Origin of the sequence: Sphaerisporangium sp. NPDC049002 (assembly GCF_040649355.1) — a bacterium.
Classification (GTDB): Bacteria; Actinomycetota; Actinomycetes; order Streptosporangiales; family Streptosporangiaceae; genus Sphaerisporangium.
In genome coordinates, this window is record NZ_JBEZFH010000114.1 from 1 (window position 1) to 22,887 (window position 22,887).

A 22,887-nucleotide genomic window follows, 5' to 3' on the forward strand; every position below is an offset into this window, starting at 1 on the left:
GGGTGGTTGGCACTGTTTGTTTCTTTGGGGGGTACCATCCTTCGCTCACGGTGGGGTTTATCGACGCGTTTCGTTCCCTAACGTTCTGTGGGGGTCGACGCGCTTCGACGCCGTTGACGTGCGGAGGTCTGTCGAAGCGCTTCGACGGGGTATACGAAGATTTCAGCGGTGTTAAATCGGGGTTCTCCTGAAGAGTGCCGGTTTGTCGCCCCCGGGTCAAGGGCTCGGTTCCACCGCCTGCGCGGGTCAGTTTGCGCGGGTCAGTTTGCGCGGGTCAGGTTTGCGCGGGGAGCCGGCCGGAGTCGATCGAGTCCAGGAGGCGGGCCGCCGCGCCCAGGGCCGCCGCCCCGTAGCCCAGGGTGGAGACGACCAGGCGCGTGCCCCCGGAGTCCGGCGCGAAGCTGCGGCGCGCGAGCTCCTCCCGCGCGGCGGGCAGCACCCAGGGCGCGAGCGCGACGTAGTACCCGCCGAGGATGACGACCTCGGGGTTGAGCACGTTCGCGATGATCGCCACGCCCCTGCCCAGGTTGGCGCCGACGGTGGCGAGCGCGTCGAGGACCCCGGCGTCCTCGCCCCGCGCCAGCCGTGCGACCTCGTCGATCTCGGGCTCCAGCTCGGCGGGCGTCGCGTCCGGCGCGGTGTGCTGGAGCACGGCGCCGAGGCCCGCGACGGCCTCCAGGCAGCCCCGGCGGCCACAGCGGCATTCGGGACCCGAAGGGTCGATCTGGATGTGGCCGATCTCCCCGGCGAACCCCTGACCGCCCCGGCGGAGCCGCCCGTCCATGATGACGCCCGCGCCCACCCCGATCTCGCCGGTGAGGTAGACGAGGTCGTCGGCTCCCCCGTGCGGGCCGAAGCGGTGCTCGGCGAGCACGGCGAGGTTGGCGTCGTTGTCGACCAGGACGGGGAAGCCCGGATCGCGCAGCGCCTTGGCCAGGTCACCGGACAGGTCGACGTCGCGCCAGCCGAGGTTCGGGGCGATGCGCACCGAGCCGCTCACGTCGACCAGGCCGGGCACCGCGACGGTGAGGCCGAGCACCTGGCGGGCCTCCTTGCCCATGCGGTTGAGCACCCGCCGGGCGAGCGCGGCCACGGCGGCGACGGCCTGGTTGGGCGTCGCCGTCGCGCCCGCGAAGGAGCGCCGCCACGACAGCAGCTCGGTGCCCGAGAGGTCGACGGCCACGGCGGTCAGGTAGTCGACGTTCACCTCGATGCCGATCGCGGCGTACGGCGAGCCGTCGAGGACCAGCATGGTCGCGGGACGGCCCACGCGGTTCTCGGTGAGGCCGGTCTCGCGAAGCAGTCGCCGGTCGACGAGGTCGGCGACCAGGCTCGACACGGTCGCCTTGTTGAGCCCGGTGGACGCCGCGATGTCCGCCCGGGAACAGGGCGCGTTCTCCCGTACGAACCGCAGCACGACCGCGAGGTTGGCGGCCCTGACGTCGGCGAAGTCCGCCGGTTGAGGGCCGGTGTGCGTATTGATCAAAATCAGCCCCGTTCCCGCTGAGCCCCGGTGGGCTCATCATGCCGCATCGTCGAGCAGGTGGTCATACCTCGCCCCTGTGCTCCCTCGTCGCGCCGCGTCATCAATCTGTGACCGCCACCCGGGGGAACGCCTGTGGCCCTCCCTTGTGGCGTAGGTCACCCTCGGCTAATTTGTTTGGTCGTAAGACGAACTAACTCTACCTCGGAGCTCCCTCTGCCAACACCCTTGACAACCGGCGCCCGCTGATACGAACGAAACGAAGGGAACCTGCCGTGACACCCCTCGCAGCCGACCTGACCTCTGCTGCCCGTCCCCACCACCGGAGCGCGCCGTGACGGCTCCTTCCGGCGGCGTGACCGCCGGCACCCCTCCCAACCGCCGCGGGTTCCTCGGCCTGGTGGGCGCCGGAGCCCTGGTGGCCGCAGCCGGTGGCATCACCGGATGCGCCGCCAAGAAGGAGTTGCCGAAGGGCACCGCGGTCGCCGCCGACAAGCTGAAAGCCTTGGTGCCGAACCGCGTTCCGTTCAACGTGCCCGGCGTCACCCCGGACCTCCCGGGCGCCGAGTTCGTCGACCCCGGATTCCTGTCCCGCCCGGCGAGCTTCGCGCAGGCGGTCACCGAGAGGCCGATCACCAGCGGCAAGGAGATCACCGCGATGACCCCCCTGTGGGGCAAGGTGCCGCCGGGCCTTGGTCACAACTCGTACTACGACGCCGTCAACCAGCGACTCGGCGGAGTCGTCCGGTTCAGCATCCAAGATGGCATGACGTATGCCGACAAGCTCAACGCCGTGCTGACCAGCGGCGACGTGCCCGACATGATCTGCGTTCCCGGCTGGGAGGCCGTCAAGATCGCGCACTTCACCGAGGCCGCCAACAAGCTCTTCGCCGACCTGTCCCCCTACCTGGCCGGCGACAAGGCCAAGGCGTACCCGCTTCTCGCCGCCTACGACACCGCCGCCTGGGAGTACGGCGTGTACGGCGGCGTGCTGCAGGGCATCCCCTGGCAGAACTCCCCCTATCCATTCCTCACCCTCGCGCGCAAGGACATCCTCGACGAGTTGGGGCTGCCTCTGCCGGCCAGTGCCGACGACCTGCTCACCATGGGCAAGACGCTCACCGACCCGAAGAAGAAGCGCTGGGCGCTCGGCTTCGGCACGGTGCTGGGCTCCCAGGAGATCCAGCGGGCGTTCGGCTCACCGCGTGAGTGGCGCAAGCAGTCCGACGGCACCCTGATCTACAAGTACGAGACCCCCGAGTTCGAACAGCACATCGAGTTCATGACCAAGCTCTTCGCGGCCGGCCTGATCCACCCTGACATCGTGGCCAACAAGGACGCCAACCCCAAGGAGCCCTTCGGCTCGGGCCAGGTCGTGATCTATCCGGACGGACCGGGCGCCTGGCATGAGCTGTACGGCACCTACCTCCCGGACAACCCGAGACTTCAGATCGCCGGGGTGGACCCGTTCCCCGCGCATGCGGGTGGCAAGACGATCGTGTGGCGCAACGAGCCGGCCGGCATGTTCTGCTTCGTCAAGAAGGGCCTGCCCGACGACCGGATGCGCGAGATCCTCGGTGTCGCCAACTGGTGCTCGGCACCGTTCGGCACGATCGAGGGTGATCTGGTCTTCAACGGGGTCGAGGGCAAGCACTACACCGTCAAGGACGGCCAGATGCTGCGGACCGCGCTGGGAGAGAAGGAGGCCCAGCCCACCTACATGTTCCTGTCCGGGCGGCCGGGCTTCACCGCGGAATCGCAGTACCCCGGCTACGTCCAGGCCATGCATGGATGGCAGACCAAGGCGTCCACCTTCCTGGAGAACGACCCGTTCGTCGGCATTCGCGTCGAGGTGCCGTCCAAGATGGCCGGGCTGGTCACCCCGACAGAGGACAAGATGCACGAGATCTTCCGCGGGAAGCGCCCGCTGTCCGAGTGGAAGCGGATCGTGAAGGACTGGCAGGAGCAGGGCGGCGACGAGGCCCGGGAGTTCTACATGAAGACGGCCAAGGACAACGGCCGGCTGTGAGCGTGACGACCGAACCCGAAGTTCGGCCCGGCCAGACCCGGGCCGAACCGGCCGGTCGCCGCCCGAAGGACGTGACCCGGCGTGCGAGGCTGCGGCGCGACTGGCCGCTGCTGGTGATGGGCATGCCCATGCTCCTGCTCGTCACGGCCTTCTGGTGGGTGCCGACCCTGGGCAACGTGATCGCGCTCCAGGACTACAACCCGTTCAGCGGGGGCATCCTGGGCAGCCCGCTCATCGGGTTCACCAACTTCCAGCTGCTGTTGGGCGATCCGCAGTTCATCCGCGCGATGGTCAACACCCTGATCATCACCGCGTTCCAGCTGGTCTTCTACTTCCCGGTGCCGGTCGCGCTCGCGCTGCTGCTCAACAGCATCATGTCGCCGAGGCTCCGCGCCTTCGTCCAAGGCGTGGTCTACCTGCCGCACTTCTTCTCCTGGGTGCTGGTCATCGCCATCTTCCAGCAGATGATCGGCGGGGCCGGCCTGCTCGCGCAGACCCTTCGTGAACACGGCCACCAGGGCGTCGACCTGATGACCAACTCCGATACCTTCATCCTGCTCGTCACCTCACAGACGGTGTGGAAGGACGCGGGGTGGGGCTCGATCATCTTTCTCGCGGCCCTGAGCACCATCGACCCGAACCTCTACGAGGCCGCCGCGGTCGACGGGGCCACGCGGTGGCGGCGGATGTGGCACATCACCCTGCCGGGGCTGCGGCCGGTGATCGTGCTCCTGCTGATCCTGCGCCTCGGAGACGCCCTGAACGTCGGCTTCGAGCAGTTCATGCTTCAGCGCAGCGCGGTCGGCAGCCAGGCGTCCGAGGTGTTCGACACCTTCGCCTACTACTCGGGACTGCGGACGGGAGACCTGGGGTACGGCGCGGCGGCCGGCCTGTTCAAGGGAGTGGTGGGCCTGATCCTGATCCTGTCCGCCAACCGGGTGGCGCACGCGCTGGGTGAGCGAGGGGTGTGGTCGAAATCATGAGTACGATCACGCCCCAGCGCCCGGTGCGCCCGAAGCCCAGGCAGGCGCCTTGGGAGGAGCCCGGGTCGCTCGCCGGGCGGCTGGGCAAGGGCGGCACCGTCGCGGTCATCCTGCTGCTGGTGCTCTTCCCGCTCTACACCATCTTGCTGACCAGCCTGTCGACGTCGAAGACCGTCACCGAGGCCGGCGGGCTCGTACTGGTGCCCCAGGGCATCTCGTTCGACGCCTACCTGCAGATCTTCTCCGACACGGTGGTGAGCCGGGCCATCATGGTGAGCACCGGGGTGACCCTGGCCGGCACCGCCTTCAGCCTCGCGGTGAGCATCCTCGGCGCGTACTCGCTGTCACGGCCGGGCTCGTTCCTGCACAGGCCCCTGCTGTTCAGCGTGCTGCTGATGTTCGTGTTCTTCCCCGGCCTGATCCCCACCTACCTGCTGGTCAGCTCGCTCGGGCTCAAGGACGCCTACCTGTCGCTGATCCTGCCCTCCGCGGTGTCGGCCTTCAACATCGTGGTGCTGCGGGCGTTCTTCATGAGCATCCCGCGCGAGCTGCTCGACAGCGCACGCATCGACGGCGCGGGCGAGTTCCGCATCCTGTGGCGGATCGTGCTGCCGCTGTCCAAGGCGGTGACGGCGGTGATCGCGCTGTTCTACGCGGTCGGCTACTGGAACGCCTGGTTCAACGCCATGTTGTACATCGACGACTCCACCAAGTGGCCGCTGGCGCTGGTCCTGCGCGAGTACGTGGTGAACTCGGCGGCGCTCCCCGCGGGCACCGCGGGGGTCGCCGGCTACGGCCACGCCGTCCCACCGACCCTGGCCGTCAAGATGGCCATCGTGGTCATCGCCGTCGTGCCCGCGCTCGTGATCTACCCGTTCGTCCAGCGCCACTTCACCAAGGGCGTGATCATCGGCGCCATCAAGGGCTGAGCCGCCTCGTCCGGGAACCGGACGCACGTGTGCCGAGGACGGCCGGGACCGGCCCGGCGGGTGACCTGACCTCACCCGCCGGGACCGGCACCCCTAACAATGTCCGCAGCATGCCCCCCATGGCAAGCCCCGGTGAACTACGCCGGACATGCGCCGGCTCCGCGCCTGACCCATCCGGCACGGTTGAGCCGACCGTCAGCGCATGGCCGCTCCCACACGGTCGACGAGCTCGGAGACGCCCTTCTCCCTGGCGCAGTGGGCGCAGCAGTACCAGTGGCCGTTCGCCTCGACGCCGTGGCCGACGATCCGGCACCCGCAGTGCTCGCACGACGGCGCCATGCCCTGGATCGCGCACTCGAAGCTGTCGTAGGTGTGCACTCCACCCTTGGTGTGGATCTCAAAGGTCATGTCGTAGTCGTTGCCGCATACTTCACATCTCGCCATGATCTTCCCTTCACGCAGCTTTCTACCGAGCTACCCACGAAAGGCACCGAGAGGACTCTCCGCCCGCACAGTTGGCGATCCGGAAACAGAGGTTTTAAGGAGAGTCTCCGGCCGCAGGCGTCCAACGGCCTCGTCAACGGTGAGCAGCCGGGCCCCGGTGAGCCGGGCGAGGAAAGCCGGAAGCCCTCAGTCGCCCACTCGCAGGACTGAGGGCTTCCGCTGGATACAGGCGTCAGTGGCCGAACCGGCCTAGCTTGACGCCACCGATGAACGCGCTCCACTCACCGGGGGTCATGATCAGCGCAGGGCCATGGGGGTTCTTGGAGTCACGTACGGCGACCTTGCCGGGCAGGTTGGTGGCCACCTCTACACATTCGCCACCATCTCCGCCCGACCAGGTCGACTTGCGCCAGAGCGCACCGCTCAGGTCCATCGTTGCTTCACCGCTTCCTCGATGATCTTGCAGGACAGGTGTTGCGGGTAGGCGTCCGCCCGGACGGCGTCGTAGCGATCGATTATTTCCGTGATCGTGCTTCTGTCGGTTATCGTCCGCCCTCGGGGTTGGCACTCCACTCGAACCGTATACGCGTTGCCCCGCATTTCGGCAATGGCATAGGAGCCGATCAGCCCCGAAAGGGCTTCCGCGCTATATGGCACGATCTGGATGGTCACCCTCGGATGCAGTGCCATTTCGAGGAGATGCTCCAACTGCTCGCGCATGACCTCGGGTCCGCCGATCGGACGGTGCAGGACTCCTTCGTCGAGCAGGCACATGATCGCCGGCGGGTTGGTGCGCGAGAGGAGGGCCCTGCGCTGCATCCGCCCCGCGACCCGTTCCTCTATCTGCTCGGCGCTGAGCCCGGGCTGGCGCTCGAAGATCCGCCGAGCGAAGGCCTCCGTCTGCAGCATGCCCGGGACCAGCAAAGGCGCCCAGAACCGGAGCGCGGTGGCTCGTTGCTCCTCGATCGCCCAGTCGCGGAAGTGGGCGGGGACGGGGGGTGGGGGCGGCCAGACTTCCGCGTAGAGGCGGGTCATGACACCGTCGAGGCCGAAGATCTCGTCGCACAACTCGGCGAACCGCTCGGACGGCCGGAACTTGGACGTCTCGACCATGGCCACCGCGCTGGTGGAGAAGCCGATCCTGCGGCCTAACTGCTTCTGGGTGAGCTCCGCCGCCAGCCGGTGCCGGCGAAGCTCGTACGCGAACCGAGCCCGTGGCGACTCCTCGGGATCGATGTCGATCATTTTGGTCATGAGGTCCCCTCGCGACACCTGGCCAGATCTGACTCATTGACCTCAGAACAACTCTGAAGTCATTCCGTAGTCGATTCACTACCAAGCGTAATGCGCTGCCTTCAGGCTTGGGGCAAGAAATCACGACTACGTGGGCGCATCCGGGAAAGCGCAACTCATCTCAAAGCCTTACCTCGCCCATGGTGATCACCTGATTGAGCAGAACGAGCATTCGTGCTCGGCACGAGCGAGGGAAGTCCATGACCGGCACGAGAAGGCGACAGCAGTATCTGGAACTCCTGGCGCACCCCAACGCGGCGTCCCAGGCACGGCGACATGTCAGAGCCGTGCTCTCGAATTGGGGCATACACGAACTCGCCGACACGGCGGAGTTGGTCGCCTCCGAACTGGTCACGAACGCGATCCGCGCCACCCAGGACATCGGCGCCCACAACGAGCCTGCCCAAAGAAGAGCCGAGATCGTCTGGATCGACCTCTACCTCCAGGACGCGAACGTCGTACTCGAGGTCTGGGACCCCAGTGTCACCGCACCCGCCCTGAAGTCCCCCGAACCCGACGAAGAAGGCGGCCGAGGCCTCTGCCTCGTCGACGCCCTCGCCACGACCTGGGGCTACAGATGGCCCACCACCGGCGGCAAAATCGTCTGGTGCACCCTGACTTCCGAGACGTGACGCTCTGCCATGCGCTTACCGCACTCGGTCGCGCACCACGAAAGCCACAGCAAGGAGCCTGCCGACGCCGAATTTCGCGAAACCCCGATGCGATAAGTGGTCATCCTATTACTCTAAGTTGACATGATGATTACTACGGAATGTCACCGGATGGGCACGCACCGCCCGGGTAGACTCCAACCGAAGCCCCGAGCCCCGGAGGTGCAGGATGGCGAAGATATCGATCGATGTGGACGATGCGGCCCTGGCTGCGGCCATGGCGATGTACGACACGTCAAGCGAGGAAGAGGCGGTCAACACCATCCTGCTGGAGACGACAGCAGACTGGCGGCGCCGCTCCGAGGCATTCGATCGGTTTGTCGAGCTGGCCAATTCCGGCGCCCTGGACCTGGACTGGCTAATGGACAAAAGGAACTACCGAGGTGGCCATGCCCCGGTACCTGATCGACACCAGTGCGCTTGCTCGCCTGGCGCGGCGTACGAGCCTTCGGGCGAAGTGGCAGCAGACACTCCACAGAGGCAGGGTCGGCCTGTGCCCGATCACCGAGCTGGAACTGCTGCTTAGCGCTCGGTCCTTCGGCGACAGGTGTTCGGTTCTCAGTGAACTGCAGGACGACTATTGCTGGATCCCGATGCCAGACCGCGTCTTTCAGCGAGCGGCCGAGATCCAGGAGTTGCTGACCAAGCAAGGGCTGCACCGGTGTGGTAGCCCTGTCGATCTTCTCGTAGCCGCGACTGCCGACCTCAACAACCTGATCGTTCTGCACTACGACCGCGACTTCGAAAGCATCGCTAGGATCACAGGTCAACCCGTGGAGTGGCTGGCCCCTCCAGGGTCGTTGAGCTAGAAGTCGAACGTAGGAAGGGCCGGGCCCGAAAAGGTCCGGCCTTTCCTGCTTTGTGGAGATTCAGCGGTAGCCGGGGGCGGGGACGGTGGCGACCGTGGTGCCGCCGCGTTGGGGGGCTGTGGGGATCAGGGTGGTGGGGGGCAGGGTGGCGTCGGTGGTGGAGATGACGGCGAGGGCGAGGGTGTTGGCGCCGTGGTGGCGCAAGAGTCCTTCCTGGAGGTAGAAGTCGCGCTGCGGCCCGATGTCACCGGAGAACTGGCCGACGTTCCAGCCGTTCAGGAACACCAGCACGCGATAGCCGTGAGGAAGGTCCCCGGTGCCGCCGGGAGCGCCGAAGCGCAGCGCCACCGAGGTGTCCTGGCCTTTCGGGAGATCCAGGCGGAAGGTCGTGCGGAGCCAGGTGACCCCGGGAGCGACAGCCCCGGCCGCCTTCCGCCACGAGCCGTCCGGGTATCCGGGCAGGTGCCAGCCGGAGCGCTCGCCGTACAGGCCACCGGTGTTGAGCGGCCCGCGAGCCGGATCGGCGAGGTTCTCGCCGCCACGGGCGCCCTGGATCTTCCACGCGATGGGCGCGGCCGAGCCGGTGATCGAGGCGCCGAACAGGCCGCGCGGCTGCTTGAACCGGTTGTCGTCGGCGGTCCAGTCGTCGTTGTTCCCCATGTTCTCCACCAGGACGGACAGCACGGCCCTCTCTCCCGGCTTGAGCAGCCCGGACGGGATCGCGAACTCCCCCGGGCCCGGACGTGGGGTGTGCGTGTCGGCGTCGGCCTCGGTGCCGCCGGCGGCCGATCCGAGGTAGTGACCGTTCAGCCAGGCGAGATAGATGCCCCGCTTGCCGGTGATCGCGCTCGTCGACACGGCGGTCTCGGTGCCCGTTGCGGTGAAGTGTCCCCGGTACCAGACGTTGCCGTGGTCGAAGCCGTACTCCTCGGCGAACAGGACGGGAGCGGCCCCCGACTGGTCGGTGGGAGGCTCGTACGGGATGGTCGTGGTGGTGTGGTCGGCGGCGACCCAGCCGGAGTCGTCGAAGCCCGGCCTGGCCTCGGGCGCCTCCGCGCGCGTACGCCATCCGGTCAGCGCGGGCGGCTTCACGGCGGAGGGGCCGGGGAGCGAGCCGAGCAGCGAGCCGCCGGCCGTCGTACGGACCTGGACCGGCTCGCCGTTGACGGCGAGCTTCCGCGCCGGGCCGAACACCTCGATGTCGCCCGCCTTGCCCGTGTCGGCGCGCAGGTCGACGGTGTTCCCCCGCACGGAGGCGGAACGGACGAGCGAGGTGCCGCGCACCAGCACCGGCCCGTCGCCCGTGTCGGCGCGCCAGAAGGACGCGGCGGTGGCGTCGGTGCCGAGCAGGAGCAGCAGCGGGCGCCGCCCTCCCCCGGTGATCAGCACCCGGGCCAGCCCGGAGTGGGTGTAGTCCAGTTCGAGGTCGCCGGAGGAGTACGAGGAGGTCACCGCGCCTTCGAGGACCTTCACCGCTGGAGCGGAGGGGTAACGCAGCACGATGGTGCCCGGCTCGCCTTCGCGCCCGTACAGCAGGGCGATGTCCCTTCCATCGACGGCCAGGTGGGTCATCAGTTCGGAGCTGGACACGGCGAGGCGCTGGCCTCCCATGTCGTACCCGGCGAGCAGCACCTTGGCGTCACGTCCGTCGACGCGCACCGGCACTGTGTAGCGGCCGTCGGGGGCGGCCCAGTCCAGGGTGGCCGATTCGCTGGTCGCCGACGCGCGGTCGGTGTGGCGCACGAGCACGAACTGCGTGCTCGTGTCGGGGTTGGCACGCGCCTGTGCCTGGACGGCGGGGTTGGAGGAGGCCGGGGCGGTGGCGGTGCCGGTCTTGGTGAGAGGGCCGACCGCGCCGAGGAAGTAGCCCTGGCGCTTGAACTCGTCGTACTTGGCCGTGAGCCGCCGGGTCTCGGTGATCGCCGCACCGTAGTCGTAGGAGGTGTAGACGTCGTTGGGCTGCGGCAGCCAGCCCCAGGACGTGCCGCCGTACCCCATGTAGTAGCTGAACATGGTCGCGCCGCTCGCGATGAGGTTCGACTTGTAGAAGTACTTCATGTAGGCCGGGCCGGTGAGGTCGCGGCATGCGTCGTAGCCCGCGTCGTTCAGGTCGATGGCCCCTGCCTGGTACTCGGCGGCGAACACCGGGGCGTCGTCGCGGAGTTCCTCGGTGATCCCCTCGCCCCACGGCCCCCAGGTGGTGCCGGCGTCCTGGCACTCGAAGGACTGCGGGTAGTCGTCCACGCCGGGGATCTGCACCGCTCCCTTGCCGGAGGCCCACGTCGAGCTCCAGCTCCCGGCGTCGCAGCAGTCGTTGGTCGTGATCGGCACCTCGATGCCGTCGGCGCGTGCCTTGGCCTGGATGTCCTCCATGTACTGCGCGTCGGTGTTGACCGCGTACTCGTTCTCGGCGTTGTAGAGGATCACCGACCCGCCGCGGGTGAGCTGGTGTGGTGCGATGAGCCGGTCGATGTGGCCGAGCCAGTCCTGGTACGCCTGCGTGTACCCGGGCGCGCTCGAACGGGCGCGGCCCGGCACCCTCTTCAGCCATCCGGGGAACCCGCCGCCGGTGGTCTCGGCGTTGATGTACGGGCCGGGCCGGGCGATGACGTACAGCCCGACCTGCTCGGCGGTCCGCAGGAACCTGTCCACGTCGCGCACGCCGGTGAAGTCGTACACACCGGGCTTCGGCGAGTGGTACGCCCAGTCGAAGTAGGTGGAGACCGCGTTGAAGCCCGCGGCCTTGAACTTCTCCAGCACGTCCCGCCACAGGTCGGGGCTGGGCAGCCGCCAGTAGTGGAACTCCGCCGACTGCAGCAGGATCCGCTGCCCGTCGACCATCAGTGAGTACCTGTCGTACGTCACCTGGTGCATCTTCGCGACCGTGGTGGCGGTGGCCGGTTGGGTGGGAACGGAGAACGCCACGGCCAGGGCGGCGGCGGCGAGCAGGATGGCAAGAAGCCGGGAAGGTTTCGAAGTTCGGGAACGGCCGTTCATGCTGATGGACCTCCGTTGCTTCGGACGGTGGCGTGGCGGCCTTCGGAACGGTCGCCTACTTGGTCAGGGCGAAGTCCCTGATACGGAGGTCGCCGGTGAAGACGAGGTAGACGTCGTGGACGCCGCCGGCCTTCGCCAGCGTGGTGGTGGCCGTGGTGTAGGCGTAGACGCCGCCGGTGGCCGGCACCTGGGCGGTGCCGAGCAGCCTGCCGGTGGGCGAGTCGAGGCGGACCTCGATCTTCCCCGCCGCCGTGGCCGCCACGCCTGCGGTGAAGCCGGTCGCCCCCTTGCCGAGGTCGGCGTCCTTGAAGGAGATCCAGTCACCCGTGCCGATCCTGCCGACGGCGTCGCCGGACGCCTTCGACTCGTCCACGAGCTGAACGCCCGCGTAGTCGTCGAAGTCGGCGGCCCGCGTCACCTTGGAAAGGTCCCGGGCCGGGATCTTCTCGCCCTTCACGCTCAGCGTCGTGCGCTGGCGGATGGCGGTGGAGGAACCGCCCACCATGATGTCGTGCTCGGACTTCTCGACGGTCCACTTGTCACGGGTGACGTCCCACAGGGCCAGGTCCGCGGCCTTGAAGGTGAGCGTCACGGTCTTGGTCTGCCCCGGCTGGAGGTGAACCCGCTGGAACGCCCGCAGCTGCTTGACCGGCTGCGCCACCCGCGAGGAACGCTGGTGGGTGTAGAGCTGGACCACCTCGTCACCCGCCGACCTGCCGGTGTTGGTGACTTTGACCGACGCCTGGACGCCGCCGTCGGGCCTCACCGTGTCCGAGTTCAGCTTCAGCCCCTGGTAGGCGAATGTCGTGTAGCTGAGCCCGTGGCCGAAGGAGTAGAGCGGCGAGCCCTTGTAGTACAGGTACGTGTGGCCGGTCTTGGTGATGTCGTAGTTCAGGATGTCGGGCAGGCCGGCCTCCGACTTGTACCAGGTCTGGGTGAGCCGCCCGGCGGGGTTGACGTCACCGAACAGCACGTCGGTGAGCGCGTGCCCGGTCTCGGCGCCCGCGTGGGTGGTCCACAGCAGCGAACCGACCTTGTCCTGAACCTTCTCCATGGTGGTCGGGTAGCTGTCCTCCAGGACGACCACGGTGTTCGGGTTGGCCTTGGTGACGGCCGCGATGAGGTCCTGCTGGCTCTGGCCGAGGGCGAGGCCGGTCCTGTCGTGGTTCTCTCGGCCGGCGACGAACGGGTCGCTGCCGACCACGACGACCGCCGCGTCGGCGCCCTTGGCCTGGGCCGCCGCGGCGGCGGCGCCGCTGGAGACGACCTCCTTGGAGAAGCGCGCGGCCTGGGCCTTTGATCCCATCTCCAGCGTGCCGTCGGCGCCGATGGTGACGTAGGGGTCGGGGGTCGACCACCAGCCCTCGTTGATCTCGTATCCGACGTAGGCGATGAGGTAGGTGCCGTCGGCCTGCCTCTCCAGCTTGAACTGCTGCTGCACGAACCAGCCGCCGGGCAGGTCGGAGTTGGCGAGGAAGGTGCCCCAGTTGCCGGTCAGCAGCTTGCCGGTCGCGACGTTGCGCAGGGTGGAGACGCCGTCGGTCCAGTCGGTGACGTCGAACTCCGAGGCCGCGGTCGGGGCGGTGCCGGACGCCACGACGGGGCTCGCGGTGTCGTTCACGGTGATGTACCTGCCGGTGGCCACGTCCTTGAAGGCGACGCGGTCGAGGGCGTCGGTGCCGGTCACCGTCGCGCCTGCGCCGAGGCGTTCCTTGATCCCGTCGAGCGGGGTGACCTTGTACGGCATCTTGCCGCCGTACCAGTCGCTGAGCAGGATGTTGTGCAGCGGGCCGACGACGGCGACCTTCTTGGTCCTGGCGGGGTCGAGTGGGAGGGTCCTCGCGGAGTTCTTCAGCAGCACCATGGCCTTGGCCGCGGTCTCGCGGTTGAGCTTCTGGTTGGCGGCGCTGTTGATGACGCTCTTGGTGATCTTGGCGTAGGGGCCGCCGTCCGGGTCGAACTGGCCGAGCCGGAAGCGGATGGACAGCGCGCGCCGTACCGCCTTGTCGATGTCCGGCTCCGCCAGCAGGCCCGTACTCAGCCCGTCCTTGATCAGGGCGGTCATGGTGGCGGGATTGTTGTCGTCGACGGTGAAACTGTCGATGCCCGCCTTGAGCGTGGCCGCGAACCCCTCGGTCTCGGTGTCGTAGTAGTGGTTGAGCTGGGTGATGCCGTGCGGCGCCCACGCGTCGCTGACGTTGTAGAGGTCCTTGGACGTCCAGCTCCGCACCAGGCCGCCGAGGTCGGGGTTCACCGTGTTGGGCCGCCCGTTGACCAAATTGTACGAGCCCATCACGCCGGTGACCGCGTCGGCGGAGATGGCCGGCCTGAACGCCGCCTCGTCGTACTCGTGCCTGACCCTCGGCGGAAGGTTGGAGGAGGTGCTGCTGCGCTGGTACTCGTTGTTGTTGGCCAGGTAGTGCTTGATGACGGGGGCCGTCTTCAGGTAGACGGGGTCGTCGCCTTCCAGGCCCTTGCCGTACGCGGTGGACATCGCGCCGGTCAGCAGCGGGTCCTCGGAGTAGCCCTCCTCGTTGCGCCCCCATCGCGGGTCGCGCAGGAGGTTGGCCACCGGCGCCCAGACCTGGGTGCCCCACACGACCGGGTCGATGGCGTTGTAGCCGCGTACCTCGTCACCGGTGGCCGAGCCGACCTTCTTGATCAGCTCGGGGTCCCAGGTGCTGGCGAGGCCGACGGCCTGCGGGAAGACCGTCCCGCTCGCGAACGTCTGTGCCCAGTTGTTGTTGTCGTCGTTCGACCAGGCCACGCCGTGCAGGGCCTCGGTGCCGTTCTTGTGGTACTTGATGCCGAGGCGCGGGATCGCGACCTGCGACTGGTGGAGCAGGGAGATCTTCTCGTCGAGCGTGAGCCTTCCGAGCAGGTCGTCGATCCGCGTGTTCAGCGGGAGGGACGGATCTCGGAAGGGGAGGTCCTCGGCCGCCCTGGCGGGTGCCACGAGCAGGGTCATCAGCAGGCCGAGGACGGCCGCCGTCCATAAGGGTCGTCGCAGGGACATAGCGCCTCCAGGTCAGGTGGTTGACGCGGGTTTTCGAGGGGGGTGCGGGCGCGCCTACTTGATGGCGCCCACCGTGATGCCGCGGGTCAGCGTCCGCTGGAAGATCAGGAAGAACGCGACCGCCGGCACGATGCCGAGCAGTGCCGAAGCGCTGGACATGGTGGCGTCCATCATCTTGTCGCCCTGGAGCACCCCGAGCGCCACCGGCACGGTCTGGTTGTCGTTGGAGATGAGGAAGATCAGCGGCAGGAAGAACTCGTTCCAGGTCCAGATGAAGAAGAAGATCATCAGGACGCTCAGCGTGGGGCGGCTGATCGGCACGACGATCCGCCAGAGCACCCTCCACCTGCCGGCCCCGTCCATGGCCGCCGCCTCCATGATCTCCCTCGGGAACTCGCCGAGGACGGCCGACAGCAGGTACGTCCCGAAGGCGCTCTGGACGACGGTGAAGATGAGGATCACCGCGAGCCGGCTGTCGTACAGGCCCACCTCCTTGGACAGGTAGTAGAGCGGGTAGGCCAGCGCCTCCTGCGGAAGCGTGTTGGCCACGAGGAACAGCACGAGGATCCACAGCCGGCCCCGCACGCGGCCGATGCCGAGGGCGTAGGCGTTGAGCACCGACAAGACCACGGCGAGCACCGCGACGGCCGCGCTGATCAGCGTGCTGTTGAGCAGCTTGCGGCCGAAGTCGACGCGGTTCCAGAAGTCGACGATGCCGTCGAGGTAGATGCCGTGCGGCAGGCTCAGCGGCCCGTTGGAGGAGTACTCCGCCGGGGTCTTGACGGCGTTGAGCGTGACGACGACGAAGGGCAGGAGCATCACCACGGCCAGCACGGCGAGCGCGGTGAGGATCGCCCATCCGCCGGGACCGGCGCCGCGCGTGTGGACGGGCCGTACGGCGCTCGCGCGTCGCACTGAGAGGGAGGTCATGGCTTGCGCTCCTGGACCCGCAGGAAGAGGAAGGTCACGATCACGATGATGATCGCGAGCACGGTGGCGATGGCCGAGCCGTAGCCGACGTTGGCCTTCTCGAAGAAGTTCTGGTAGCTGAAGTACGACGGCACCATCGTGGCCTTGCCAGGGCCGCCCCGGGTCAGCACGAAGATCGGGCCGAAGACCTTGAGCGCGGCGATGGTGCAGGTCAGCAGCACGACGTAGATCTCCGGTCTGATCTGCGGGATCGTGATGTGCCAGAACCGCCGCCACCATGACGCGCCGTCGATCTCCGCCGCCTCGTACAGCGCGGGGTCGACCCGCTGCAGCCCCGCCATGAAGATGACGACCGGGTAGCCGAGCTGGAACCAGACCATGATCGCCATGACGGAGGCCAGGGCGAGGTCGGGGTCGCCCAGCCAGTTCCGCGCCAGAGAGCCGAGGCCGACGGCCTTCAGCACCTCGTTGAGCGCGCCGTAGGACGGGTGCAGCATCCAGCCCCACACGACCCCGGCGACCGCCACCGGCAGCACCTGCGGCAGGTAGTACGCGGCCCGCAGCGCACTGGCGGCACGGGCCCCGAACCTCCTGCCGATGTAGTCGAACAGGGCCGCGGCGAGCACCAGCCCGAACATGGTGGGCAGGATCGCCATCGCGACGATCAGCGCGACGTTGTGCTGGAACGAGGCCCAGAAGGTCTCGTCGGCGAACAGGCGCCGGTAGTTGTCGAGCCCGGTCCATCGGGGGGTGCCGACGCCGCTCCACCGGGTGAAGCTCGCCCCGACGTTCATCAGGAACGGCACGATGACGACCGCGAGGAAGAGCACAGCGCTGGGCACCAGGTAGACCCAGTACCCGGCACCCCCGCGGCGGCGCCGGACCGGCTCGGGCGCCCGCGCCGTCGCCGGGCGCTCCGGAGCGTGGACCGCCATCAGTTGCCGATGTCGGCGAGGTTGTCGTTGTACGGCTGCGCGATCTCGTCCAGGACCTTGTCCGGGGCCTTGCTGCCGTTGATCAGCTCCTGGACGCCGGCGACCAGGGTGTCGTAGTAGCCGGGCGCGGGCCAGTCGGGGTAGAAGGCCAGGCCGTCCTGGGCCGAGAGCTTGTTGAAGTTCTCGATCAGTTCCTTGTTCTTCTCGTCGGTGATGGCCGAGGGGTCCGCCGCGACCGGGACGCCGCCCGCGTTGCCGAGCTTGTTCTGGATGTCCTTCTTCATCGTCAGGTCGATGAAGTCATAGGCCAGGTCCTTGTTCTTGGACTTCTCCGGCACGACCCACAGGTTGCCGCTGGAGCCGGCGCTCATCTGGTTGCCCGGCCACAGGAACGTGCCCCACTTGAAGTCCTTGATGTCGGAGCTCATGCGGCCGTACCACCAGCTTCCCGAGACCATGATCGGGAACTTGCCGGAGATGAACGAGGTGCCCATGTCCTCGGCCTTGATCCCGGCCGAGTCCTTGCTGATGTAGCCCTTCTTCACCCAGTCGGCGAAGGTGGTGGCGGCGTAGGTCAGCTCGGGGCCGTGGAAGTCGACCTTGCCCTTGTAGAGCTGGAAGGCGTCCACAAAGGGGCGCTGCGCCTTGCTGAGCGCGAGCTGGTACAGGATCTGCTGGGCGGGGTACTCGGCGCCGCCGACGGCGAGGGGCGTGACGCCGGCCTTGACGAACGTGTCCATCGCCGCGGTGAACTCGTCGAAGGTCGTGGGCACCGCGATGCCCTGCTTCTCGAAGGCGTCCTTGTTGTAGTAGACCATGACGTACTCGGCGTAGTTCGGGATGCCGAACCACTTGCCTGAGCCCATGACGCCCCGGTCGTCGTAGCGGGCCGTGGTCTGCAGGCTCGGGCTGAGGAGCTTGTCCCAGCCGCGCTTGGCGGCCTGCTCGCTCAGGTCGGTGAGCAGCCCCTGCTTCGACAGCAGGCCCGCGGTGGCGTTGCCCTTGTTGTACTCCATGAGGTCCGGGGCCTGGTCGGACCCGAGGACCATGCCGGCCGTCTTCTGGATCTGCTCGAAGCCCTTCTCCTCGAACTTCACCTTGACGCCCGGGTGGCTCGCCTCGAACTGCTTGATGGCGTCGGCCCAGGCGACGCCCATCGCGCTGGTCGCCCCCTCGTAGTGCCAGAGGGTCAGGGTCTTCGCCTCGCCGGAGCCGCCCCCGCCGCTCGTGTCCGTGGAACCTGAGGAGCCGCAGGCGGCGAGGGTCACCGCCGCCGCGGCGAGCGCGGCGACGATCCTTATTTGTGGTCCTATTTTGGACATGGTGTTTCTCCAGGGGGTTGCTAGTCGGCGGCGACCGTGGCAGGGGCGCCGGCGACGGGAGCGATTTCGACGTTGGTGATCTGCTTGGGACCGGAGACGCGGACGCGGAGCGCGTCGCCCTCCCTGGTGGCGGTGACCGTCGTGTCACCGTCGACGTCCCTGATGGTGGTACGCCCGCCGTCGCCGTAGCTGACGACGGTGACCTCGGCGAACGGCCCGCCGCCCACCGAGTCGCGCACCTCGGTCACAGGGATCAGCGCGCCGTGCCGGACGAACAGGGGGATCTGGCCGAGCGGCTTGGTGACCGGGATGTAGCGTCCGCCGGTGTGGACCTCGTGGGTCCAGTAGTCGACCCACTCCCCGGCGGGCAGGTAGACCTGCCGGGTGCCCTCGGGCGAGGTCATCGGGGCCACGAGCAGGTCCTGCCCGAACAGGTACTCAAGGTCGGCCTGCCAGGCCACCGGGTCGTCCGGGAAGTCCACGCACAGGGCGCGCATCATGGGTGAGCCGGTCCGCGCGGCCTCGACCGCCGCCGAGTAGATGTACGGCATGAGCCGGTAGCGGAGCCTGATCGCCTCGACGGCGAGGTGCTCGACCTCGGGGAACTCCCACGGCTCGCGGCTGGTGGTGCCGTGGAAGCGGACCAGCGGCGACAGCACGCCGAACTGCGCCCACCGGACGTACAGGTCGTCGGCCGGGGTGCCGGTGAAGCCGCCCGCGTCGTGGCTCCAGAACGGGATGCCGGACAGGCCGTGCGACAGGCCGCCCCTGATCGTGCTGCCCATCGCGGGGAAGGAGGTGTAGGTGTCGCCGCCCCACTGGGCCGCGTGGCGCTGTCCGCCGAGGAACGACGAGCGGGCCCAGACCATGCCGTGCCCGTTGACCTCGCGGGTCACCTCGGAGACCACGTCGTTGAACAGCAGCGCGTAGACGTTGTGCAACTCGGTGCCGGTCATGCCGTTCGACGCCACCGAGCCGACGGGGACGCCCTCGGCGAAGTCGGTCTTGAAGACCGAGACGCCCTGCCGGAGCAGCGGGCGCAGCAGGCCCTTGAACCACTCCACGGCCGCCGGGCTGGTGAGGTCGACGATGCCGCAGGCGGGGTACGAGCCGTGCCAGGAGTCCGCGACGTAGACCTCACCATCCTGATTCTTCAGGAAGTATCCGTTCGCGGAGGCCTCGGCGAAAACCGGGCTGAGGTGGGAGATGTACGGGTTCATCCACAGGCAGGTCTCGAAGCCCTGCTCCTTGAGCGTGGCCAGCATCCCCTCGGGGTCGGGGAAGCTCTCCGGGTCCCACCTGAGGTCGGACCAGTGTCCCTTGACCTGCCAGTAGCAGTCGAGGTGCAGGACGTCGCAGGGGATGCCCCGCTCGCGGATCTTCCTGGCCCGCTCCAGCACCCGCTCCTGGGTGTCCTTGAAGAAGCCCGAGGAGATCCAGCTCCCGAAGGCCCACTTGGGCGGCAGCGCCGGTGCGCCCGTGAGCAGGTCGTAGCGCGCCAGGATCTCGGGGACGCCCGGCCCGCCGATCACGTAGTAGTCGATCAGGTCGTCCGGCACGACGATCTCGACGCAGCTGTGCGTCGAGCGGCAGACGTCGAACTCCACCGGCATGCCGCTGTCCACCAGGAGACCGTATCCCCGGCTGGACACATAGAACGGAACGTTCTTATACGAACGATCGGACTCAGCGCCGAACGCGTCGAAGTTCCACATCAGCGGACGCTGCCCGCGCTTGTCGAGCGGAGTGAACTTCTCGCCGAACCCGCCGAAGTGCTCGTCGGGCCGGGCGGTCAGGCTCTCCTGGTACGCCACGGTCACGCCGTCGGCCAGGGAACGCCCGAACGGCAGCGTGCGCAGCCGTCCGCTGATGTCCACATGTCCCGGGTCCTGCTCGGTGAGCAGGCGGCCCTCCGCGTCGGTGAAGCGCAGGTGCCACGGATCGAGGGTGATCTCCGCCCGTACGGCGCCCGCGTCCACGACGACCCCCGCGTCGCCGGTCTCCACCCGCGCGCCCGCGAACTCGCCGGGGTGCACCATCTCGATCACCCGCGCGGAGCGGGTGCGAGCCTCCGTGTCCTCGCCCAGCCTGACGCGGATCACGCCCTCGCCCGCGACCGCCACCTGGACGACCAGCACCTCCTCGGCCGAGGTCGAGGCCTTGAAGGTCGCGCCCCGCCCGTCCGCGGCCGTCAGCTCGGCCCGGGTGAGCGCCGAGAGGCCCTGCTCTCCCATCGCGCGCACCGGGAGCTCCGGCGGATCCGCGCTGAAGTACTCGTGCGCGATCAGAGGGGGACGGTACGGCATTGCTGCGCTCCTGTACGACACGAGGAAAGGACTCGCGAATTAGTTTGCCGACTATACGAACAAACGTCAACGCCACCGGCACCCTGTTGACATGGCCGCATCGTGTATTTAGTTTGCTCACCGTACGAACTCCAGCCGACGGGGACGACGGGCGGGAACGCGGCGTGAAGTGGCCGAAGGGGATGGACGGGCTCTGCTACGGGGGTGACTACAACCCCGAGCAGTGGCCCGAGGAGGTGTGGCACGAGGACGTCGCGCTCATGCGCGAGGCCGGGGTCACGCTCGTCACCGTGGGCGTGTTCTCCTGGTCCTCGCTGGAGCCCTCCCCCGGCCGCTTCACCTTCGGATGGCTCGACCGCGTGCTCGACCTGCTCGCCGCGGGCGGGATCAAGGTGAACCTCGCCACCCCCACGGCCTCTCCCCCGCCGTGGTTCGGCCTGGCCCATCACGACGCGCTGCCCGTGACGGCCGGCGGCACCCGGCTGACCCACGGCAGCCGCGACACCTACTGCGTGTGCGCTCCGCCGTACCGGGAGGCGTCGGTGCGCGTCGCCCGCGCGCTCGCCGAGCGCTACCGCGACCATCCGGCGCTGGCCATGTGGCACGTGCACAACGAGTACGGCACGTGGTGCCACTGCGACCACGTGGCGGCGGCGTTCCGCGACTGGCTGCGCGCCCGGCACGGCTCGCTCGACGCCCTCAACGACGCCTGGACCACCGCGTTCTGGAGCCAGTCCTACGCCGACTGGGACGAGATCGCGCCGCCACGCGCCACCCAGTACCTCCCGAACCCCGCGCAGTCGCTCGACTTCCGCCGCTTCCTGTCGGACGCGACGCTCGACCACTACCGCGCCCAGAAGGCCGTGCTGCGCGAGCTGACCCCGGACGTGCCCGTGACCACGAACTTCGTGTTCGGGAGCTGGGTGCCGGTGAACAACTGGGAGTGGGCGGGCGAGGTCGACCTCGTCGCGATCGACCACTACCCGGACGACCGCGAGCGCGCGGCGGAGCAGACCGCGTTCGCCGCCGACCTGGCGCGCGCGTGGGCGGGCGGGCGGCCGTGGCTGCTCATGGAGCAGGCGGCCGGCATCGTCTACACGGGGACGCGCATGCGGGCCAAACGGCCCGGCGAGATCGCCCTGCACACCGTCCAGCACGTCGCCCGGGGGTCCCAGGGGGCGATGTTCTTCCAGTGGCGGGCCTCGCGGGGCGGGTCGGAGCTCTGGCACGGCGGGATGGTGCCGCACGCGGGGCCCGACAGCCGGATCTTCCGCGAGATCCGCGACCTCGGCCGCCTCCTCCCCCGCCTCGCCGAGGTCGAGGGCGGCGTCCTCGCCGACGTGGCCATCCTGTGGGACCCGGAGTCCTGGTGGGCGCTGGAGGCGCCGGGCCTCCCCTCGCAGGAGGCGCGTTACCTGGACGCGCTCCACCAGGCCCACCGGGTGCTGTGGCACGGTGGCGTCACGGCCGGCTTCGCCCACCCGTCCGGCGAGCTGTCGCCATACCGCGTGGTGCTGGTCCCGAGCCTCTACCTGGTCTCCGACGCCACGGCGCGCGCCCTCACGGCGTACGTCGAGCAGGGCGGCACGCTGGTCGTCTCGTTCTTCAGCGGCGTCGCCGACGAGCACGCCCGCGTGCGGCTCGGGGGCCATCCCGGAGCGCTGCGCGACCTCCTCGGCATCCGGGTCGAGGAGTTCCTCCCCCTGGACGAGCCCGTCACGATCCGCCCGCACGGCGACGACGGGCCCCCCACGATCAACGGCTCCATCTGGAGCGAGCGCGTCGAACTGCGCGGAGCCACGGCGCTGGCGTCGTACGAGGGCGGCGACCTGGACGGCCTGCCCGCGATCACCCGGCACCGTCACGGCGCGGGCCGGGCGTTCTACGTGTCCACCCGGCTCGACGACGACGCCTACACCGCCGTCCTGGCCGCCGCCGGCGTTCCGGCCGAGCCCGTCCCCGCGGGGGTCGAGCTGGTACGCAGGAGCGGTGACGGGGTGAACTGGCTGTTCGCCCTCAACCACACGGCCGCCGAGCAGGAGATCGCGGTGACCGGGACGGACCTCGTCACGGGGGCCTCCGCCGACGGCGCCCTCCGCCTGGCACCGGGCGGTTTCGCCGTGGTCCGGACGCGGGACGTCGTGGGACAGCCCGCTATGACCGGATATGCGTGCGGCGCGCGAGGAAGTGCAACCGCTTCACAAGAAGACGTCAAGCGGCGGGAGCAATAGTCTGCTCAGGCACTCGGTCCCACGCCCGGAGGGAGAAGATCGATGAGACGCATCACGATCGCCAGGCCCCGCGGGGGCCGCCGCACGAGCAGGACCTTCGGTCTCGATCTGCGATCGCCTTCCGGCCGGGCGCTGCCGTACTGAAGATCTTTACGATGGTCTTACGCCGTCCTCTGTAGACATCTCACGTAACGAAATCATCACGCCGGGGGGCTCGGATGAAAAGGCTTTCGGTGGTGCCCGCGTACGTGCCACGGCACAAGGTGCGCGACATCCGATCGGCACATGGTCCCAGGCCTTCCAGTGAGTCCAAGGTGGTCCACCTGCAGGCGTACGCCGGGCGCAACGTCATCCGCTTCCCACGCACAGGCGGCCCGGCCCCCGCGGCCTGACGACGGGCCCCGTGAGGACGACCAGGGCCGCCGCGAGGAGCGGCGCCTGAGGTCCGCCGCCGAGGGGAGTTGCCTCGCACTCGGGACCGCCGCCGCCCACCTCGGACTCGCGACGCT

Annotated in this window: 16 protein-coding genes; 6 read left to right on the forward strand and 10 right to left on the reverse strand. The window is 68.6% G+C overall.

Going from position 1 to position 22,887, the window contains the following annotated elements; genetic code table 11:
- Nucleotides 1-274: 274 nt before the first annotated feature.
- Complete coding sequence (locus AB0B89_RS22045; RefSeq protein ID WP_358555770.1) at nucleotides 275-1,486, reverse strand: ROK family transcriptional regulator; 1,212 nt, start codon at nucleotides 1,484-1,486, stop codon at nucleotides 275-277.
- A 331-nt stretch (nucleotides 1,487-1,817) separates the two neighbouring features.
- Between AB0B89_RS22045 and AB0B89_RS22050 the strand changes: the two genes are divergently transcribed.
- The 3 genes from AB0B89_RS22050 to AB0B89_RS22060 are packed head-to-tail and all read left to right on the forward strand — an operon-like array spanning nucleotide 1,818 to nucleotide 5,424.
- Nucleotides 1,818-3,512 carry an extracellular solute-binding protein gene (locus tag AB0B89_RS22050; RefSeq protein WP_358555773.1) on the forward strand — a complete coding sequence of 565 codons (1,695 nt, stop codon included), beginning with the start codon at nucleotides 1,818-1,820 and terminating at the stop codon, nucleotides 3,510-3,512.
- Complete coding sequence (locus AB0B89_RS22055) at nucleotides 3,509-4,495, forward strand: ABC transporter permease subunit (protein WP_358555776.1); 987 nt, start codon at nucleotides 3,509-3,511, stop codon at nucleotides 4,493-4,495. The genes AB0B89_RS22050 and AB0B89_RS22055 overlap by 4 nt, the downstream gene beginning before the upstream one ends.
- Nucleotides 4,492-5,424: a carbohydrate ABC transporter permease gene (locus tag AB0B89_RS22060; protein WP_358555779.1), complete on the forward strand. Its 933-nt coding sequence runs from the start codon at nucleotides 4,492-4,494 to the stop codon at nucleotides 5,422-5,424. The genes AB0B89_RS22055 and AB0B89_RS22060 overlap by 4 nt, the downstream gene beginning before the upstream one ends.
- Nucleotides 5,425-5,619: 195 nt before the next feature.
- Here the strand turns inward: AB0B89_RS22060 and AB0B89_RS22065 are convergent, their stop codons facing one another.
- From AB0B89_RS22065 to AB0B89_RS22075, 3 genes are all read right to left on the reverse strand, one after another.
- Entirely contained in the window at nucleotides 5,620-5,868 is a 249-nt protein-coding gene (locus AB0B89_RS22065; RefSeq protein ID WP_358555782.1) for a hypothetical protein, read from the reverse strand.
- 232 nt (nucleotides 5,869-6,100) lie between these two features.
- Nucleotides 6,101-6,301, reverse strand: a complete 201-nt coding sequence (locus tag AB0B89_RS22070; RefSeq protein ID WP_358555784.1) for a DUF397 domain-containing protein — start codon at nucleotides 6,299-6,301, stop codon at nucleotides 6,101-6,103.
- The gene (locus AB0B89_RS22075; RefSeq protein WP_358555787.1) at nucleotides 6,292-7,122 is read right to left on the reverse strand and encodes a helix-turn-helix transcriptional regulator; all 831 of its coding nucleotides are present in this window, start codon (nucleotides 7,120-7,122) and stop codon (nucleotides 6,292-6,294) included. The genes AB0B89_RS22070 and AB0B89_RS22075 overlap by 10 nt, the downstream gene beginning before the upstream one ends.
- A gap of 239 nt (nucleotides 7,123-7,361) precedes the next feature.
- Here AB0B89_RS22075 and AB0B89_RS22080 point away from each other — a divergent pair, with 239 nt between their 5' ends.
- Nucleotides 7,362-7,793, forward strand: coding sequence for an ATP-binding protein (locus AB0B89_RS22080; protein WP_358555790.1), 432 nt, complete (start codon nucleotides 7,362-7,364; stop codon nucleotides 7,791-7,793).
- Between the two features lie 428 nt (nucleotides 7,794-8,221).
- Nucleotides 8,222-8,641: a PIN domain nuclease gene (locus AB0B89_RS22085; protein ID WP_358555811.1), complete on the forward strand. Its 420-nt coding sequence runs from the start codon at nucleotides 8,222-8,224 to the stop codon at nucleotides 8,639-8,641.
- Nucleotides 8,642-8,701: 60 nt separating this feature from the next.
- Here the strand turns inward: AB0B89_RS22085 and AB0B89_RS22090 are convergent, their stop codons facing one another.
- From AB0B89_RS22090 to AB0B89_RS22115, 6 genes are read right to left on the reverse strand one after another with little or no spacing between them, the layout of a single operon-like run.
- Nucleotides 8,702-11,638: a beta-galactosidase gene (locus AB0B89_RS22090; protein WP_358555793.1), complete on the reverse strand. Its 2,937-nt coding sequence runs from the start codon at nucleotides 11,636-11,638 to the stop codon at nucleotides 8,702-8,704.
- A gap of 55 nt (nucleotides 11,639-11,693) precedes the next feature.
- Nucleotides 11,694-14,654, reverse strand: coding sequence for a glycoside hydrolase family 3 C-terminal domain-containing protein (locus AB0B89_RS22095; protein WP_358555796.1), 2,961 nt, complete (start codon nucleotides 14,652-14,654; stop codon nucleotides 11,694-11,696).
- 54 nt (nucleotides 14,655-14,708) lie between these two features.
- Nucleotides 14,709-15,584 carry a carbohydrate ABC transporter permease gene (locus tag AB0B89_RS22100; protein ID WP_358555799.1) on the reverse strand — a complete coding sequence of 292 codons (876 nt, stop codon included), beginning with the start codon at nucleotides 15,582-15,584 and terminating at the stop codon, nucleotides 14,709-14,711.
- Nucleotides 15,581-16,519, reverse strand: coding sequence for a sugar ABC transporter permease (locus AB0B89_RS22105; protein WP_358555802.1), 939 nt, complete (start codon nucleotides 16,517-16,519; stop codon nucleotides 15,581-15,583). The genes AB0B89_RS22100 and AB0B89_RS22105 overlap by 4 nt, the downstream gene beginning before the upstream one ends.
- The gene (locus AB0B89_RS22110) at nucleotides 16,519-17,841 is read right to left on the reverse strand and encodes an extracellular solute-binding protein (RefSeq protein WP_358555805.1); all 1,323 of its coding nucleotides are present in this window, start codon (nucleotides 17,839-17,841) and stop codon (nucleotides 16,519-16,521) included. Before AB0B89_RS22110 ends, AB0B89_RS22105 begins: the two co-directional genes overlap by 1 nt.
- 20 nt (nucleotides 17,842-17,861) lie before the next feature.
- The gene (locus tag AB0B89_RS22115; protein WP_358555808.1) at nucleotides 17,862-20,147 is read right to left on the reverse strand and encodes a TIM-barrel domain-containing protein; all 2,286 of its coding nucleotides are present in this window, start codon (nucleotides 20,145-20,147) and stop codon (nucleotides 17,862-17,864) included.
- 182 nt (nucleotides 20,148-20,329) lie between these two features.
- On the opposite strand from AB0B89_RS22115, the gene AB0B89_RS22120 reads away from it, so the two are divergent.
- The gene (locus AB0B89_RS22120) at nucleotides 20,330-22,378 is read left to right on the forward strand and encodes a beta-galactosidase (protein ID WP_358555814.1); all 2,049 of its coding nucleotides are present in this window, start codon (nucleotides 20,330-20,332) and stop codon (nucleotides 22,376-22,378) included.
- The last annotated feature ends 509 nt before the right edge of the window (nucleotides 22,379-22,887 follow it).